General features: G+C 73.6%; 11 protein-coding genes. 8 read left to right on the top strand and 3 right to left on the bottom strand.

The window, feature by feature from the left end:
• Window positions 1-91: 91 nt before the first annotated feature.
• Genes MXD61_RS03825 through MXD61_RS03815 form a run of 3 tightly spaced genes read right to left on the bottom strand, consistent with a single transcriptional unit; the run spans window position 92 to window position 8,506 of the window.
• Window positions 92-5,713: a type I polyketide synthase gene (locus MXD61_RS03825; RefSeq protein WP_248811474.1), complete on the bottom strand. Its 5,622-nt coding sequence runs from the start codon at window positions 5,711-5,713 to the stop codon at window positions 92-94.
• Window positions 5,706-7,199 (bottom strand): FAD-dependent monooxygenase, encoded by a 1,494-nt coding sequence (locus tag MXD61_RS03820; protein WP_248811473.1) that lies wholly within the window; start codon window positions 7,197-7,199, stop codon window positions 5,706-5,708. The genes MXD61_RS03825 and MXD61_RS03820 overlap by 8 nt, the downstream gene beginning before the upstream one ends.
• Entirely contained in the window at window positions 7,196-8,506 is a 1,311-nt protein-coding gene (locus MXD61_RS03815; RefSeq protein WP_248811472.1) for a phenylacetate--CoA ligase family protein, read from the bottom strand. Before MXD61_RS03815 ends, MXD61_RS03820 begins: the two co-directional genes overlap by 4 nt.
• A gap of 289 nt (window positions 8,507-8,795) precedes the next feature.
• On the opposite strand from MXD61_RS03815, the gene MXD61_RS03810 reads away from it, so the two are divergent.
• From MXD61_RS03810 to MXD61_RS03775, 8 genes are read left to right on the top strand one after another with little or no spacing between them, the layout of a single operon-like run.
• Complete coding sequence (locus tag MXD61_RS03810) at window positions 8,796-9,836, top strand: ketoacyl-ACP synthase III family protein (RefSeq protein WP_248811471.1); 1,041 nt, start codon at window positions 8,796-8,798, stop codon at window positions 9,834-9,836.
• Entirely contained in the window at window positions 9,836-11,539 is a 1,704-nt protein-coding gene (locus MXD61_RS03805; RefSeq protein WP_248811470.1) for a (2,3-dihydroxybenzoyl)adenylate synthase, read from the top strand. The genes MXD61_RS03810 and MXD61_RS03805 overlap by 1 nt, the downstream gene beginning before the upstream one ends.
• Window positions 11,536-11,805, top strand: coding sequence for a phosphopantetheine-binding protein (locus tag MXD61_RS03800; protein ID WP_248811469.1), 270 nt, complete (start codon window positions 11,536-11,538; stop codon window positions 11,803-11,805). The genes MXD61_RS03805 and MXD61_RS03800 overlap by 4 nt, the downstream gene beginning before the upstream one ends.
• Window positions 11,802-13,283: an amidohydrolase family protein gene (locus tag MXD61_RS03795; RefSeq protein WP_248811468.1), complete on the top strand. Its 1,482-nt coding sequence runs from the start codon at window positions 11,802-11,804 to the stop codon at window positions 13,281-13,283. Before MXD61_RS03800 ends, MXD61_RS03795 begins: the two co-directional genes overlap by 4 nt.
• Window positions 13,280-14,074: a 2,3-dihydro-2,3-dihydroxybenzoate dehydrogenase gene (locus MXD61_RS03790; protein WP_248811467.1), complete on the top strand. Its 795-nt coding sequence runs from the start codon at window positions 13,280-13,282 to the stop codon at window positions 14,072-14,074. The genes MXD61_RS03795 and MXD61_RS03790 overlap by 4 nt, the downstream gene beginning before the upstream one ends.
• Window positions 14,075-14,116: 42 nt before the next feature.
• On the top strand, window positions 14,117-14,818 hold the full coding sequence (locus tag MXD61_RS03785; RefSeq protein WP_248811466.1) for an isochorismatase family protein: 702 nt from the start codon (window positions 14,117-14,119) through the stop codon (window positions 14,816-14,818).
• A gap of 6 nt (window positions 14,819-14,824) precedes the next feature.
• Window positions 14,825-16,843 (top strand): anthranilate synthase family protein, encoded by a 2,019-nt coding sequence (locus tag MXD61_RS03780; RefSeq protein ID WP_248811465.1) that lies wholly within the window; start codon window positions 14,825-14,827, stop codon window positions 16,841-16,843.
• Window positions 16,824-17,216, top strand: a complete 393-nt coding sequence (locus MXD61_RS03775) for a DUF6059 family protein (protein WP_248811464.1) — start codon at window positions 16,824-16,826, stop codon at window positions 17,214-17,216. Before MXD61_RS03780 ends, MXD61_RS03775 begins: the two co-directional genes overlap by 20 nt.
• The last annotated feature ends 208 nt before the right edge of the window (window positions 17,217-17,424 follow it).

The following is a 17,424-nucleotide window of genomic DNA, read 5'->3' as shown; positions in this document are numbered from 1 at the left end:
CGGGGAGCTCCGTCGCGCCGTCCCGACGAAGCTCCCCGGCGACCCGGACCGAGTGGTGGTTACCGACGGTCGGGCAACGCGGTCGCTGCGATCATGCTCCCGCGACCAGTTCACCCTGATCCAGCAGCGTGACCTCGGTGTCCGCCGCGTCCGAGAGCAGCGTTGTCAGGTAGGCGGTGAGGGCGAGGACGGTGCGGTGGTTCCACAGCAGGGTCGCGGGCAGGGCGAGGCCGAGCTCGCGTTCGAGGGCGATCCGGATGGACGCCGACAGCAGCGAGTCGACGCCCGCCTCGGTGAGTGGCTGGTGCGGGTCGAGGGCACTGACGTCGGTGCCCAGGACGGCCGCGACCCGGCCACCGACGATGCCGAGCAGATGGTCGGTCAGCTCGTGGCCGCGCAGGCCGACCCAGTCGGGGACGTCGCGGGGCGCCGTCGTCTCGGCTGGTGCGACCTCGGCGAGCAGCGCCGGACGTGGTCCGGTGTGCCCGCGCGCCACCCCGAGGACGGCGACCATCGGGGCGGCGGACGGCGAGCCGACCGTCTGATCGAACGCGCGCAGCGCCTCGTCCGGCGAGATGGACGTGGTGCCGCGGGCGGCGAGTTCCAGGTCGGTGGTGTCACCCGCGGTGGCCATGCCCAGACCCCGCCAGCTCGTCCAGGCCAGACTCACCGACGCGCCGGCTCCGCCCCCAGCTCCAGCCCCAGCGCCGGTCCCGGTCCCAACGCCAGCCGCAGCCGCAGGTCCGGATTCGGATTCGGGCTCAGATGTGGACTCGGCGGTGCGGCGGTGGGCGGCCAGGACATCCAGGAAGGTGTTGGCGGCGGCGTAGGCGCCCTGGCCGGGCAGGCCGAGCAGCGGGCCGGCGGAGGAGAACAGCACGAGGAAGTCGAGGCTGCCTGGGGGGAACAGCTCGTGCAGCACCCACGCGCCGGCCACCTTCGGGGCGAGCACCTCCTGGAGGTGCCGGTCGTCGAGGCGACGCAGCAGATCGCCGTGGACGACCCCGGCGGCGTGCACGATCCCGCGGATCGGCGGCAGTTGCAGCCGGTCGAGCGCCCGCCGCAGGCCGGTGCGGTCGGTGACGTCCGCCGCGACCGTCAGGACACTCACCCCGGCGGCCTCCAACCGGCCGATCGCGCGTACCCGCGGATCGTCGGGCGTCCAGGTCGCACGGGACGGTAGCGGGCTCCGGCCGAGCAGGACCAGCCGCCGGGCGCCCCGGGCGGCCAGATGCTCGGCGAGGACGAGCCCCAGCACACCGAGACCACCGGTGATCAGGTAGGTGCCGTCGGGCCGGCAGACGAACGGCTCCGCGCCGCGCGGCGCCGCCGTGACCAGCCGCGGGACCCGCACGTCGCCGGACGCGTCGAGGGCGAGAAGGGGTTCGGCGGGTGGGGCCGCGAACAGGTCGACGAGCCGGTCGGCGGCCAGCGGGCCGGCGGGGACGTCGACCACACCACCCCAGAACTCGGGATGCTCGGTGGCCGCGATCCGACCGAGCCCCCACAACGGAGCCTGACCGAGGGCGGCCGCGTCCACGGCGTCCCGGACGCCCCTGGTCAGGCACCACAGCCGCGGCCGCGGCTCCGGGAGTTCGGCGATGCGCCGCACCAGCTCCGTGAACGCCCGCGCGCCGCGCGCCGCCGCGTCCGGCACCGCCGCCGCCTCCTGCCCGGTGCCGTTCGGTGACGCCGCGGTCGTGATGACGTCGCCGGTGGCCGTGGTGGCCGTGGTGGCCGTGGTGGCCGTGGTGGCCGTGGTGGTGGTGGGTGGGGCGGTGGGTGGGGCGAACAGGACATGGGTCGCGGTGGCCAGGGCCCGCGGGTCGTCGTCGACGACGGCGGCGTGGGCCGCGCACACCGGGGCCAGTTCGCGTGCCACCCGCGGGTCGCCGAGGACCAGGATCGTCCGTCCGGCCAGGGGGGACGCCGGGTCGGACGGCTCACCGGGTCGGACCACGACGCCGCCTGACGGTGCGGCGGTGATCGTCCGCCAGGTCGTCTCGAACCGGTCGGAGGCGGCACGGTCGCTCCCGTCGCCGTCGAGTTCGCCGTAGCGCAGCCCGCGAAGCTCGGCGAACGACCCGCCGCCGTGGGCGTCGTGGTCGGTGGTGGTCGGCTGACCGTGCACCGTGACGTGCACGGTGTTGCGGGCATCGGAGCTCCCGGCGTCGTCGCGGCCGCTGGTGGTGCTGTCGCCGGGAGCGGCGCGATCCAGGTGGACGGTGATGTGGGCGGTGGTCGGCGGCGGGCCGACCACCCGGACGTGGTCGATGGCCGCCGGCATCCGCAGCACCGGTGGGCCGTCGAAGATGACCGAGGCGGTGGACAGCGCGGCGTCGAGCACGGCCGCCCAGCTGTCGGTCGCGGCCGTGGTGACGGTGGCCCGCAGCACGCCGGCCCCCTGCCGGATCTCGGTGATCTCCCAGGCATAACCCATGTCCGCCACGCCGAGCTCGGCCAGCCGGGTGATCACATGGTCCGCGGGCAGCGGGTCCCCCGCGGGCGCCTGCGCGTCCAGGGAAGCCGGGCTGTCCAGGGAAGCCAGACCGTCCGGGATGGGGGCGTGGGTGGTGGCCCTGTCGGTGGCGTTGCCGGTGGACGGCTGGGCGGTGGTGTTCGTGAGCCAGGCGGCGCTGTCGGTGCGGGTGCGGGTCAGCAGGCGCAGACCGGTCTCGTCCTGGATGACCTGGAGGTCCACCGGTGAGCCCTCCGGCGGGACGACGACGGGTTCGCGCAGGGCGACCCGGTGCAGCGCCTCGGTGCCCGCGGCGGCCAGGAACGTGCCCAGCAGGACCGCCGCCGGCACGATCTCCGTGCCGAGCACCGGATGGGTGCGCGGGTAGGGCCGGGTGCGGAAGTCCAGCGTGGTCCGCCAGAGCCGGGTGCGTGTGCCGGGGACGGCGACGCACGGGCCGAGCAGGGTGTCGGCGGGGAACTCGTGGTCGCGCGGCCCGTCCACCCAGTGTCGGATGTGCTGCCAGGCGTTGGTCGGTAGCTCGATCGCCGGAGCCGGGGTCGGCCAGGTGGGCAGGGGGGCGGCGGCACCGTGGCAGTGCAGGGTGGCCAGGGCGGTCAGCAGGGTGCGCCGGCCCGGGCGGTCGCGGCGTTGGCTCGCGACGACAAGCCCACCGGCCTCGGCCAGCGTTTCGGTGATCGAGTGGCTGACCACGGGATGCGCGGACACCTCGAGGAAGATCCGGTGGCCGTCCGCGGCGGCGGCCGCGACGGCGTCCCGGAACCGGACGGGGTTGCGCAGGTTCGCGGCCCAGTAGGCGCCGTCCTGGCGGACGGTCGAGCGTGGGTCGTCCAGCGCGGTCAGGTACAGCGGGACGCGGGGGGCCCGCGGGTCCAGGTCGGCCGCCGCGGCGGCGAGGTCGGCGCACAGCGGGTCCATCTGCGGGCTGTGGAAGGCGACGTCGGAGTCGACCCGGCGCACCGTCCAGCCGGCCTGGGTGGCCTGGTCGGCGGCGTACCCGACGGCGGGGATGTCCCCGGAGACGACGGTGGACGCGGGCGCCGCGGCGATCGCGGCGACGGCGCCCGTGGCTAGCGAACCGAGGCCGTCCAGCCAGGCGGCGACCTCGTCGAAGGGGCGGTCCACCATCACCATCGCGCCGCGGCCGGCGACCCGGCGCAGCAGGGTGGAGCGCCGGCACACCAGCCAGGCGCCCTCGGTCTCGGTGAGTACGCCCGCGGCGACCGCGGCGGCGATCTCACCGACCGAGTGGCCGATCACCGCGGCCGGCTCCACCCCGCGCGCCCGCCACACCGCGGACAGCCCGACGTGCATCGCGAACAGCATCGCCTGGATGACATCCACCTGGCCGAGGTCGCCGGATTCGAGTACCGCCCGCGGCTCCACCCCGAGTTCGGCGACGAAGACGGGGCTGATCCGATCGATCGTGGCGGCGAACGCGGGTTCGTCTGCGAGCAGGTCACGACCCATGCCCGACCACTGGGCGCCGTGCCCGGAGAACACCCACACCGGGGCGGGCCGCGGGCGCTGGCCGCGCGCGCCGGTGGCCAGGGTCGCGTCGGCGGCGGTGCCGGTGACGACACCGGGATGCGCACGCCGTTCGGCGAGGGCGGCGAGTCCGGCGGCGAGTGCGCCGGTGTCCTCGGCGACGACCACCGCCCGCACGCCGAGCTGCGCGCGACGGGTCGCCAGGGTCTGCGCGAGCGCGGTGAGATCCCAGTTCTCCCGGGCCAGCGCGGTCGCGAGGGTCGCCGCCTGGGCACCCAGACCTGCCTGGTTCGCCGAGGACAGGGGGAACAACAGCGGCCCCACCGCGGTGGGGCGGGCGGCGGTGGCCTGGTCGGGGCGCACCGGTGCCTGTTCGAGGACGACGTGGGCGATCGTGCCGCCGTAGCCGTAGCTGGCCACACCGGCGCGGCGCGGGCGGTCGCCGTCCGGGGTCGGCCAGGGGGTGGGTTCGGTGACCACGCGCAGGCCCTGGCCCGCCCAGTCGATGTCGGGGCGGGGGCCGGTGCTGGTCCGGGTGGGCGGGATGACGCCGTGGCGCAGCGCCAGCGCCGTCTTGATCACACCGGCGATGCCGGCGGCGGCCTCGGTGTGGCCGATGTTGGTCTTCACCGAGCCGATCAGGCAGGGCCGTGCGGCTGGACGTCCGACGACGGCGGCCAGCGCGGCCGCCTCGATCGGGTCACCGAGGCGGGTGCCGGTGCCGTGCGCCTCGACGTAGTCGACGTCGGCGGGGGAGATGCCCGCGTCCGCGTAGGCACGGCGCATCAGATGGGCCTGGGCGGCGCTGCTGGGCGCCATGATCCCATCGGTGCGACCGTCCTGGTGGACGGCGCCGCCGCGCAGCACCGCGAGGACACGGTCGCCGGCGGCCAGCGCGTCCGACAGCCGGCGCAGCACGACGATGCCGCAGCCCTCGCCGCGTCCGTAGCCGTCGGCGGTGGCGTCGAAGGCCTTGGTGCGGCCGTCCGGGCTGATCGCGCCGGCTCGGTCGAGCACCGTGGTCAGCCCGGGCCCGGACATCAGCATGATCCCACCGGCGAGCGCCACCGGAACCTCGCCGCGCAGCAGGGCGAGACGCGCCTGGTGCAGCGCGACCAGCGAGGACGAGCAGGCGGTGTCGACGGCGATGCTCGGCCCGCGCAGGTCCAGGGTGTAGGAGATCCGGTTCGGGACGCCGCACAGGGACGCCCCGATCCCGGTCCAGGCCTGCACGGCAGGGGTGTCCTCGAGCAGGCGGCGGCCGTAGTCGTCGGTGCCGACGCCGAGAAACACCCCGGTATCGGTGCCGGCGAGGTCGGTCACCGGGATGCCGGCGTCCTCCAACGCCTCCCAGGCGATCTCCAGTGCGAGCCGCTGCTGGGGGTCGAGCTGACGGGCCTCGGCCGGTGAGATACCGAAGAACGCGGCGTCGAACCCGGCGATGTCCGCCAGGAACGCGCCCTGGGAGATGACCCGGGACAACACCGCTGCCTCCTCCCGGGACCGATGCTGGTAGGCGGCCCAGCGTCCCGCGGGGACCGGACCGGCCGCACCCCGCCCGGCCAGCAGGAACTCCCAGAACGATCGGGGACCGTCGATGCCACCGGCGAACCGGCAGCCGACCCCGATGATCGCTACCTGCTCCTCGGCCGGTCGGTCGTCGACCCGACCATCGCCTTCGGGACGGTCGGGTCGGGGCCGGACGGTGGACGGACGGGTGTGGGCGGGCGGGTTGATCTCACTCATGGGTCACCGGAGAGGGTCGGGCGCCGCCCGTCCTGGGCGGTGCGACAGCGGAGCCAGCGGAGCCAGCGGAGCCAACGGAAACGGCGGGGCCAGCGGGGCCAGCGGGGCCAGCGGAGACGGCGGCGGGACGAACCGCCGGTGGTGTGGTGCTCCCGGACGCGGCGGCCCCGGGCTGGGTGGTCGTCGGGGAGCGGGGTGGGGGCGGGGGCGCGTAGAGCCAGTCGGTGTCGGTGTAGTCGTCGGCGCGCCGCGCGCGCAGCACGCGGTCGCGCAGCGCCACCGTCAGCGGGTCTGCGGTGTGCCAGAGTTCGCCCCAGCTACGGGCCCGGCGTTGGCAGTCGGTGGCACGGGGCAGCCGAACATCCTGGTAGGCGAGCAGCGCCGCTCCGATGGCGTCGCCGTCGTCAGCCCCGCCGGTCTGCGGGCCGCGGGCCAGGCCCAGCGCGGACGCCAGCGCGAGCGCGTCCTCGAGGGCCTGGCAGGCGCCCTGGGCGAGGTACTGCTGCATGGGATGGGCGGCGTCGCCGAGCAGGGCCAGCCGGCCGTGCACCCAGCGGTGCAGCGGCTCGTGGTCCTGCACCGGCCAGTACCGGTCGCGGTCGAGTTCGGCGACGGCGGTGCGCACCGGAGCGCAGGTGCGGGCGAAGGCGGCGTCGAGCTCGTCCGGGCCGCCCCAGTCCGGCCGGTGGCCGAAGGTGGGGCTGTGGAACACCGCGGCCTGGTTGAACAGCTCGTGGCGACGCACCGGGTACTGCACCAGGTGCAGGTGCGGCCCGATCCACAGCTGGACGTCCGGCGGGGCGCCGCGGGTCGGCGCCGACAGCCGCCGATAGGTCGCGTACCCGTTGGCCGCCACCCCGCCACCGCCGTAGCCCGCGTCGGTCGGGCTGACACCCGTGGCGCTGATGCCGGCGATGCCGGTCCGGGCGGCGGTACCGGCGGCGATGACCTTGGCGCGCAGCCGGGAGCGCACCCCGTCGGCGCCGATGACCGCCCACGCCCGGTGGATCCCGCCGTCGGCGCACTCCACCTCGGCGTGGGCGCGTCCGGTCCGCGGGTCGGTGACCGTCCGGACGTCATGGACGGTCCGGCCCGTCTCGATGGTCACCGCCGGATGGGCGCGACAGTGCGCCAGCAGGACGGTGAGCAGGTCGTTGCGATGCACGACCAGGTACGGGTAGCCGTAGCGGCGGCGGTAGGGCGCACCGACGTCCAACGCGGACAGCTCCTGGCCGGTGTGGGCGGCGCGCATCACCAGGCGGCGCGGCGCCACCGACAGCGCCTCTACGTCCCCGAGCACACCGAGGTGGGCGAGCACCCGGGTGGCGTTCGCGGCGAGTTGCAGGCCCGCGCCGAGTTCGGCGAACTCCTCGGCCCGTTCGAGCAGGTGGACGGCGTAGCCCGCGCGGGCGGCGGCCAGGGCCGCGGCGAGCCCGCCGATGCCGCCGCCGACGACGAGCAGCCCGACCGGCGACGTGACGCTCACTGGTACATGACCGCGCCGGACCAGTCCTCACCCGGCCCGAACAGGTACCGGGCCTTGAGGATGTCCCGCTGGCCGCGCAGCGTCGCCGTCGGCACGATGCCACCCGGTGCCACCACGTCCACCTGGTGCGGCACGCCGAGCTCCCGGTCGATCGAGGACCGCAGCTCCTTGACCGCCCGCTCGCGGTGCTCGTCGGCGACCTCGATCTCGACCCGCAGCACGTCTCGGTCGGCGCGTGCCCGCCAGAACACCACCTCGCAGGGAGCGGGCAGAGCGAAGACGAGTTCCTCGAGTCGGCTCTGGGTGACGGTGGCCGGGCCCACCGGGTAGGCGAAGGCGGCCCGGCCGAACACCCGCACCGTGGGCAGCGCCCAGCCGCACGGGCATGGTGTGTCGGCGACCTCGACCTCGTCGGCCAGGTTGTAGCGCAGCAGCGGCATCGCCTCGCGCCACAGCGGGGTCACGACCAGCTGGCCGCGTCCGGTGCGGGTGAGGTCCCCGGTAGCGGGGTCGAACACCTCGAAGATGGCCCGGTCGGCCCACAGGTGCATCGCGCCGGACGGGCACTGGCCGGCGATGGTGCCGGTCTCGGTCGAGCCGTACTCCTCGATGACCGGGACACCGCCCCAGATCTCACTGATCCGGCGGCGCCGCACCTCGGTGAGGGGTTCGGCGGCGACGAACATCGCCCGCAGCGCCGGGAAGTCCCGGTCGGGACGCAGCCCCGCGGCGCGGGCGGCGGCGGCGAGCATCATCGCCTCGGTCGGGTTGCACCAGGTGAGGGTGACCTCGAGGTCGTGCAGCACCCGCACGATGCGCGACAGCGGGGTGGCCAGGGAACGCAGGTCGCCCGGTACCACCGTGGCGCCGCAGCTGCGGGCCGCGGCGTGCGCGAGATGGCCGGTGATCACCAGCGCGTACGGGGTGCGGACCAGCAGGGTGTCCGACGGGCTGATGCCGATCCACTTGCGGGCGAACCGTTCGGCGAGGTCGGTCCAGTCCCGCTCGGTGTAGTAGGAGGCGGTCGGCTCGCCGGAGGTGCCACTGGACTCGTGGTAGGTGGCGAGCCGCTCGCGGGGCACGGCGAGCATCCCGTACGGGTAGGCGTCGCGCAGATCCTGCTTGGTGGTCAGTGCGACGTCGGCGAAGTCCGCGGCGGTCCGCGGCGGCGCACCGTCGGCGTAGCGGGCCGCGTAGAAAGGCGAGCGCAGGGCGGTGGCCAGCACTCGGGGCAGTTCGGCGCGTTGCACGGCGGCCAGCTCGTCCGGGCTGGACCAGTCGGCTGGTTCAGGGCGCGTCCACGGCATGGTGGCTCCCGTCGAAGGGGGATTTGGCACAGCTGCCAGCACAGCAGCGTCGCCGCGGCCGGATCGTGAGTAGCCGGCACTCAAATCGCTTTTCCCGGGACGGCCGAAAAGGCGCCGCGCCAGGTGGAAAAGGTCGTTTCTGCGGGGGTCGACGGGTACGTCCGGCGGCGCCTTTGAGTAGCGACTACTCATGTGTGGAAGTAGCCCGGCCTGGTCTTCTCAACCTCATGCCCGGCGGCGAGCGCCGGGTCGCATCACCCTTTCGGGCCGCGCGGAGGAGACAGCCACGATGAGGACCACGAACCTGTACCTCGCCGGGATCGGCAGCCACCTGCCGCCCCTGGTACCGGTCGAGCAGGCCGTCGCCGACGGTCGCTACGACGCCGGCGCCGCGCGGGCGTCGGGGATGGCGTCGGTCGCGGTGAGCGCCGACATCCCCGCCCCACAGCTGGCGATCGACGCGGCCGCGGCGGCGCTGGCCGACTCCCGCCACGGCATCGACGACATCGGCGTGCTCTACCACAGCTACACCCACCACCAGGGCCCCGACGGCTGGTCGGCGGTGCACTACATCCTGCGCAACACCCTGGACCGGCCGGTGCCGGCGGTGGAGATCAGGCAGGGTTGCCTCGGTATGGTGGCGAGCCTGGAGGCGGCCGCGAACCGGCTGACCGCCAACCCCACCCACGACGCGGCACTGATCACCACCGGCGACAACTTCTCCACCCCGCTGGTGGACCGCTGGCGCGGCTCGGGCCTGTTCCTGCTGGCCGACGCGGGCGCCGCGGTGGTGGTCTCGCGTCAGCGTGGGTTCGCCGAACTACTGGCGGTCGGATCGCTGTCCGACCCGTCGATGGAGATCCTGCACCGGGCCGGCGAGGATCTCTTCCCACCCGGGATCACCCGTGGTCGCGGACTCAACTTCGCCGAACGCGCCGAGCGGGTGCGTGAGCAGTGGGCCACCGGCCAGGCGCCGCCGATCAAAAACTTCGGTGACCGGGTGGCCGAAATCGCCGAACGCACCCTGAAGGAGGCGGGGCTCACCTTTGACCAGGTGGCGCGCGTCTGTCATGTCGGATTCGGCCGTCCGGCGCTGGAGGGAATGTTCCTGATTCCGCTTGGTCTCACCGCGGAGAAGGACACCTGGGATTACGTGCGCACCATCGGTCACACCGGTGCGGCCGATCTTTTCCTCGGTCTGGAACACCTGTGGCGCACCGGTGCGGTCGGCCCCGGGGACAACGTGCTGCTGATCGGCGCCAGCACCGGAATGGAAGCGGGCGCGGTGGTCGTGCGCATCACGGCGACGCCGGCCGAGTGGGCGTCCTGATGCTGCCCGGATGCACCCCCTGGCCGCCGGAGCTGGCCCGGGACTACCGTACGCGGGGCATCTGGGCCGGGCGGACCCTTGGCGAGGTCCTCAGTGATGCCGCCGTCCGCCACGGCGAGGCCACCCTGCTGGTCCACGGTGAGCGCCGGGTCAGCTACGCCGAGCTTGACGCCTGGGCGGACCGGTTCGCCACCGGCTTCGCCGCCCACGGCGTGAGCCGCGGTGACCGGGTGGTCGTGCAGCTGCCGAACTGCCCGGACTTCGTCGCGGTCGTGTTCGGTCTGTTCCGCATCGGCGCGGTCCCGGTGTTCTCGCTGGTCGCGCACCGGGCCACCGAACTGACCCACCTCGTGCGGCTGTCCGGGGCCACCCGTTACGTGCTGCCGGCGACCCACCGGGGTTTCGACCACCTGGCGCTGGCCCGCCAGATCCACACCGACACCGACACCCTGCGCACGATGTTCGTCCTCACCCCCGACACCTGTGGTGCCGCTGGCACCGCCGACGCTCCCGAGGGCTTCGTGTCGCTGGCGCTGGTCGAGCGCGCGGGCGCGGCCTCGCTGCGCCCCGTGCCTGCCGCCGACACACCCACGGCGGTGACCGGGACGGGCGCTGGACCCGGGCCGTCCGACGTCGCGTTCTTCCTGCTCTCCGGGGGGACGACGGCGCTGCCGAAGATGATCCCGCGGACCCACGACGACTACGTGTACCAGTCCACACAGGCGGCGCGGGTGTGCGGGCTGACCCCCGCCGACGTGTACCTCGCGGCGCTACCGATCGAGTTCAACTTCGCCTTCGGCTGCCCGGGTGTGGTCGGCACGCTGCTCTGCGGCGGGACGGTGGTGCTCGCCGACAGCCCGAATCCGCTGGAGTGCCTGCCGCTCGTCGAACGGCACGGGGTGACGGTGACGGCGCTGGTCCCGTCGGTCGTCGCCCTGTGGTTGGACGCCGCAGACTGGAGCGGGGCGGATCTGACCAGTCTGCGTCTGGTCCAGGTGGGCGGGGCTCGGATGACCCGGGAGTTCACCTCCCGGATCGGCCCGGGGCTCGGTGGCAGCGTCCTGCAGCAGGTCTTCGGGATGGCCGAGGGGCTGCTCACCTTCACCCGTCCGGACGACCCGGTCGAGACGATCCTGACCACCCAGGGCCGCCCGGTCTCCGCCGAGGACGAGCTGCGCATCGCCGGCCCGGACGGCGCACCGCTGCCCGCCGACGAGATCGGCGAGCTGCTCACCCGCGGCCCCTACACCCTGCGCGGCTACTACCGCGTGCCCGACTACAACCAGCGGGTCTTCACCCCGGACGGCTTCTTCCGCACCGGTGACCTCGCCCGCCTGACCGAGGCCGGCGACCTGGTCATCGAGGGCCGCATCAAGGAAATGATCATTCGGGGTGGCGACAAGATCTCCGCCGGCGAGGTGGAGGACCACCTGCTCGCCCATCCCGGTGTCCGGGCCGCCGCGGTCACCGGGGTGCCGGACGAGTTCCTCGGTGAACGGATCTGCGCCCACCTGGTCGTCGACGGTCCGCCGCCGTCGCTGTCCGAGCTCAAACAGGCCATGCACGCCCGGGGCGTCGCCGACTACAAGCTGCCCGACGCCGTCCGGTTCGTCGACGAGTTCCCGCTCACTCCCCTCGGCAAGATCGACAAGCTGGCGTTGGCCGAGCAGGCCGCGTCCGAACGGAAGGCGCACGCCGTATGAGTGCCATCCCGACCCCGTCCGGAGCCGTTCCCGGCGAGAGCGAGCTGCGCGAGCTCGTCGCGGGCCTGCTCGACCTCGACCCGACCACCCTCGAACCGGACGGCAACCTCGTCGTGCTCGGCCTGAGCTCGCTGGAGATCATGCGCCTGGTCGGTACCTGGCGTCGCGCGGGCCTGCCCGTCGACTTCGATCGGCTGGTCGCCGCCCCGACCCTCACCGGCTGGTCCGCCCATCTGGCCGAACTGTCCGGACCGGTGACCCGATGAGCGCCCTGCTGGTCACCGGTGGCACCGTCTACCCGGCCGACGCCACCGATCGGACCCTGCCCGGTGGCGCGGTGCTCGCCGTCGACGCCACGATCGTCGCGGTCGGCACCGTCGCCGAGGTGGACGCCCACCTGGCCACCCTGGCACCGGCCACCCGGGCGGACCTCGAGACCGTCGATGCCCGCGGCATGATCGTCCTGCCCGGGCTGGTCAACGCCCACTGGCACGAGATGTTCTCGATGCGCTTCCCGATGCGCGGCGCGCTGCGTCCGCCGTCGGACCGCGAGGACAGGCCGGTGTTCATGGGCGCCGGCGGCGACATCCCCGAGATCTCCCGGATGTTCGATTCCTTCGACCCGATGATCAATGCGATGACGCCCGACGAGGGCGAGGCGATCGCCACCTACTCGATGTGGACACAGGCCCGCGGCGGCGTCACCACCCTCGGGGACATGGGTTCGCTCAACCGCCCCGCGTCCATGGTCGCCGCGGCCCGCCGCCTCGGCATCCGGTTCAGCGCCAGCACCTGGGCCTCCGATGCGATCTGCCCGCCGGGCGCGGCCACCTTCACCCGCACCCGGGACGCCGACGCCGTGCTCAGCGAGGTCGAAGCCCTGATCAAACTGGTGGACGCGGATGGCAGCGGTCTGGTCCGGGTGCGGCCCAACGTCGCCTACGTGACGAACATGACCGACGAGCTGGGCCGCGGAATGGCCGAGCTGACCAGCGCGAACGGCCTCGGCTTCGCCACCCACGTGGGTGCGCTGCGCCACGAGACCGAGGTGCTGCGGACCTGCTACGGCACCACCGGGGTACGCCGGCTCGCCGACCTCGGCCTGCTCAACGACCGGCTCACCGCCGCGCACTGCGCGTTCGTCGACGACGAGGAGCGCGGGCTGCTTCAGGCCGCCGGTGTGCACATCAGCCACTCACCGGCCAAGTACGGCCCGTCCGGGGAGTCGTCACTGACCGAGACCGCCGTCGTGCCGGCGCTGCGCCGGGCGGGTGTGCCGGTGTCGCTGTCCACCGATGGCGCGGGCCTGCCCATCGCCGGGATGGCGGAGGCGATGCGCGCCGCCTGGCAGATGTACAACGAGATGAGCGCCGACCAGACCGAGGTGCGTCCCACCGACGCGCTGGCCATGGCCACCCGGATCGCGGCGGCCGGCCTGCGCTGGGAGGGCGTCGGCAGCCTCGAACCGGGCAACGCCGCCGACCTGGTGCTCGCCCGCGCCGACGACTGGCGCTATCTGCTCAATCCGCGGCCGCTGGAGAGCTTCCTGTGGCTGGCCGGCTCCGCCGACGTCGACACGGTCATCGTGGGCGGCCGGACGCTGCTGCGCGGCGGCCGTGGCGTCGACCTGGACGAGGCCGAACTCGAGGCGCGTTACCTCGAGGCCCTGGCCTCGTTCACCAAACGGGTCATCAAGGTCCCGGCCCCGGTCGTCGACCGCGTCCTCGCGGCGGCCGGTCGATGAGCGCCGTGGCGTCGCCGCCCGCGGCTGGCAGCGGAGTGGCATTCGTGACGGGCGCGGCGGGCGGCATCGGCACGTCGGTGGTCCGGGCGCTGGCCGCCCAGGGCACCCCGGTCGCGCTCGTCGACCAGGCCAGCGAGCGGTTGTGGAGCCTCGCGGCCGAGCTCAGTGATGCCGGCCGGCCGGTGCTGGCCCTACCGGTCGACGTGACCGTCAGCGCTGACGTCGACGCCGCCGTCGCGAAGGTGGAGGCGGAACTCGGCGCGATCACCGGCCTGGTCAACGCCGCCGGCACGCTGCGCACCGGGCCGGTCGTCGAGCTCGCAGACGAGGACTGGGAGCGCACGCTCGCGGTCAACGCCGGCGGAGTGTTTCACGTGTGTCGGGCGGTCGGGCGCCGGATGACGACCCGCGGCACCGGCTCGATCGTCACCATCGCCTCCAACGCGGCCCACATCCCCCGCACCGGGATGGCCGCCTACGCCGCCTCCAAGGCCGCCGCCACGATGATCACCAAGGTGCTCGGGCTGGAGCTGGCCCGGCACGGCATCCGCGCGAACGTCGTCGCCCCCGGTTCGACCCGCACCCCGATGCTCACCGCCCTGGCCGGTGACGGCGCCGAGCAGGCGTCCGTCGAGGGGACCCCGGCGGCCTTCCGGGTCGGCATCCCAACCGGCCGGATCGCCGAACCCGACCAGATCGCGGACGCGGTGCTGTTCCTGCTCTCCGACCGGGCGAGCCAGATCACCCTGCACGAGCTGACCGTCGACGGCGGAGCCACGCTCGGCGCCTGACCGGTCTGACCGGCCTGACCAGAAGGGATCGGTGGCGTCCAGATGGCGATCACCCCGATCGAGTCCTATCCGATGCCGGCCCCGGGCGAACTGCCCGAGCCGGTCGTGTCCTGGCAGCTGGACCCGGCCCGCGCCGTCCTGCTCGTGCACGACATGCAGCACTACTTCCTGGCCCCGTTCGCCGCGGGAGAGCAGCCCCGCACCGATCTGATGGCCCACACCCGGGCGCTGCGCGAGCGGTGTGCTCACCTGCGCGTGCCAGTGATCTACACGGCGCAGCCCGGCGGGATGAGCCGCCGTGACCGCGGGCTGTTGGTCGACTTCTGGGGCCCCGGGATGAGCGCGGACCCCGCCGACCGGGGCATCCCCGCCGAGCTCGCGCCGAGCCCGGGAGACACCGTGCTCACCAAATGGCGGGCCAGCGCCTTCCACCGGTCGCCGCTGCTCGAACTGATGCGTAACGCCGGCCGCGACCAGATGGTCATCTGTGGGGTGTACGCGCACGTCGGCGTGCTGCTCACCGCGGCCGAGGCGTTCGCGAACGACATCCGGGTGTTCGTCGCCGCCGACGCGGTGGCCGACTTCTCCCCCGAGTTCCACCGGATGGCCCTCGACTACGCGGCGACCCGCTGCGCGGCGGTCGTCCCGACCTCGATGTTGCTGCGGTCGTTGGACGCACAACCGGTGACCGACGACATCCGGCTCGGCGAGGTCGTGCCCGCTCCCGCTCGACGTGGGTGGTGAGCGCGGGTGACCACCCCGATCGACTTCCTGACCTCGCCGGACGCCGGGTCCTCGGCGTTCGCGTTGCTGCACCGCCCGGACAGCGGGCCGGTGGGGCAGCTGGAACTGCTGCGCGGTGCGTTCACCGAGGTCGCCGGGACGGCGGCGCTGCCAGTCCCGGCGCACGGGCCACCCGGGGGCCATCACACGCTGGCGCTGCTGCCCTACCGGCTGATCGGCGAACGCGGCTACGCCCACCACGACGACGGCGAACCACTGCTCGCGATGGGCATCACCGCCGAGGACCGGATCGCCGTCGACGACCTGCTGCGCCTGGTGGCGGACTGGCCGATCGAGGTCGGTGACGGCCGGTTCGACCTGTCCGACGACGAGTACGCGGGTCTCGTGCGCCGGGTGCTCGCCGAGGAGATCGGCTCCGGTGCCGGGGCCAACTTCGTGCTCAAGCGTACGTTCACCGTCGACATCCACAACTGGTCGGTGCGGGCCGCGCTGGCCCTGTTCGGCCGCCTGCTCGCCGGCGAACTCGGCGCCTACTGGACGTTTCTCATCCACACCGGCGAGCGGACGTTCATCGGGGCGAGCCCCGAACGTCACGTCAGCCTCGACACCGCTACCGCCGTGATGACCCCGATCAGCGGCACCTACCGCTACCCGGCCACCGGCCCGAGCGTCCCCGAGGTGCTCGCCTTTCTCGCCGACGACAAGGAGACCAACGAGCTCTACATGGTCCTCGACGAGGAACTGAAGATGATGAGCCGGGTGTGCGACGACGTCCGCGTCGTCGGCCCGCACCTCAAGGAGATGGCCCACCTCGCCCACACCGAATACCGCATCGTCGGCCACAGCACCCGCGACGTGCGCGAGATCCTGCACGAGACGCTGTTCGCCCCGACCGTGACCGGCAGCCCGCTGCAGAGCGCCTGCGAGGTCATCGCCAGGTTCGAGCCGTCGCCACGCGGCTACTACGCCGGGGTGGCCGCGCTGATCGGCTGGGACGCCCTCGGTGGCCAGCGGCTCGACTCGGCGATCCTGATCCGCACCGGCGACGTCGACCACACCGGCGGGATGCGGGTCGCCGTCGGCGCAACCCTGGTACGTGACTCCAGTCCCGTCGCGGAGGCGCAGGAGACCCGGGCCAAGGCCGCCGGCCTGCTGGGCGCGTTGCGCCGGGCGCCCGCCCCGCGCCCGGCCCTCGTCCACGCGGCCGCCGCACCCGCCGCACCCGCTTCGGTCCCCGCGACGCCGGCGGCCCAGGCGGTGATCCCCGGGACGGCGGTCCACGCGCTGCCTGGTCGGGTGGACCGCCGGGTCCGACTCGGGGATGATCCGGCGGTGCGTCGGGCGCTGGCGCACCGCAACCAGCCACTGGCCCCGTTCTGGCTGGCGCCGGCCCGGACCCGCCCGCGCGGACGTGGCCGGCTGCTGGTCGTGGACGCCGAGGACACCTTCACCGCGATGGGCGCAGCCCAGCTGCGCTCCCTCGGGTTCGAGGTCACCGTACGCCGGTTCGACGAGCCCTACCGCGTCCACGGTATGGACCTGGTCGTGCTCGGGCCAGGCCCGGGTGATCCGCGCGACCACCGGAATCCGAAGATCGCCAGTCTGCGGGCCATCACCAGCAGCCTGCTCAATCTCGAGATTCCGTTCCTTTCGGTCTGTCTGAGCCATCAGGTCCTGTGCGATCTGCTGGGTTTCCCGGTGGTGCGGATGGCGGTTCCCAACCAGGGTGTGCGGCGCACCATCGAACTGTTCGACCGGCTCGAGCCCGTGTACTTCTACAACACCTACGTGGCGCTGCATTCGCAGTCCCGGCTGCCGGGTGTGCCGGGTGCGCGTGGCCCGGTCGAGGTGGCACGCGACACCGCGACCTCGGAAGTGCACGCGCTGCGCGGGGACGGATTCGCCTCGATGCAGTTCCACGCCGCGTCCGTGATGACCCGTGACGGTCAGTCACTGATGGATGCGATGGTCACCGACGTCCTGCGGCAGAGCCGGAGAGCCCGCGATGGCGCCGCCAGCCGATGACCTGCTGCGCGGTGCGTCGCCGCCGGTGAGCGCGGCCGGGTCGGGCTGGTACCGCCCCCGGTTCTGGCCGCCCGCCGGTGCCGCCCTGGTCCGGCGGCTGGCTCGCCGGCTCGTCGCGGAACTGTGGACGTGCATGGTGGCGTTCGGGAGCGGCATGTCCGGTATGGCCGTCCCGTCGGACGATCCGGTGGTGGAAGGACCGGATGTTCCGGGCGAACTGTCGGGTCGCGAGGGCGTGGGGTCGGGGGGACCGGCCGCGGGCCACCCCGAACGGCTGTGTCCCGAGATGCCGTTGACGCGCCTGGAGCGGCGGCTGGCGCGTGAGCTGTCCCGTCACCACCCGATCCGCCGCTCCCTGACCCGTCGCCGGTGACGCACCGCGAGTACCGCGTTCCGGTCGGCGGCCTGCCGGCGGGGCGTCCGGCCGTCACAGTTGGGCGATTTAAGCCGTATTAGCAAGAGTAGGGCTGATCGCACTGTGACGGGAGTCCGATGGGGTAAGGGTGTCGTGTGCTTGACGCTCAGCGTGTGGGCCACTTAGGTTGACCTAAGCTGTTGGACAGTGTCTAGGGGTTGTGCCC

The organism is Frankia sp. AgPm24 (assembly GCF_023243055.1).
GTDB classification, from domain to species: domain Bacteria; phylum Actinomycetota; class Actinomycetes; order Frankiales; family Frankiaceae; genus Frankia; species Frankia umida.
The sequence above is the reverse complement of the archived record's forward strand: the minus strand, read 5'-3'. Positions and strand labels throughout refer to the sequence as shown.

What these genes read in the sequence shown, in the direction of transcription:
- MXD61_RS03825 (WP_248811474.1), bottom strand. Translation starts at nt 5,713, where the DNA reads ATGAGTGAGATCAACCCGCCCGCCCACACCCGTCCGTCCACCGTCCGG.
- MXD61_RS03815 (WP_248811472.1), bottom strand. Translation starts at nt 8,506, where the DNA reads ATGCCGTGGACGCGCCCTGAACCAGCCGACTGGTCCAGCCCGGACGAG.
- MXD61_RS03810 (WP_248811471.1), top strand. Translation starts at nt 8,796, where the DNA reads ATGAGGACCACGAACCTGTACCTCGCCGGGATCGGCAGCCACCTGCCG.
- MXD61_RS03805 (WP_248811470.1), top strand. Translation starts at nt 9,836, where the DNA reads ATGCTGCCCGGATGCACCCCCTGGCCGCCGGAGCTGGCCCGGGACTAC.
- MXD61_RS03800 (WP_248811469.1), top strand. Translation starts at nt 11,536, where the DNA reads ATGAGTGCCATCCCGACCCCGTCCGGAGCCGTTCCCGGCGAGAGCGAG.
- MXD61_RS03795 (WP_248811468.1), top strand. Translation starts at nt 11,802, where the DNA reads ATGAGCGCCCTGCTGGTCACCGGTGGCACCGTCTACCCGGCCGACGCC.
- MXD61_RS03790 (WP_248811467.1), top strand. Translation starts at nt 13,280, where the DNA reads ATGAGCGCCGTGGCGTCGCCGCCCGCGGCTGGCAGCGGAGTGGCATTC.
- MXD61_RS03785 (WP_248811466.1), top strand. Translation starts at nt 14,117, where the DNA reads ATGGCGATCACCCCGATCGAGTCCTATCCGATGCCGGCCCCGGGCGAA.
- MXD61_RS03775 (WP_248811464.1), top strand. Translation starts at nt 16,824, where the DNA reads ATGGCGCCGCCAGCCGATGACCTGCTGCGCGGTGCGTCGCCGCCGGTG.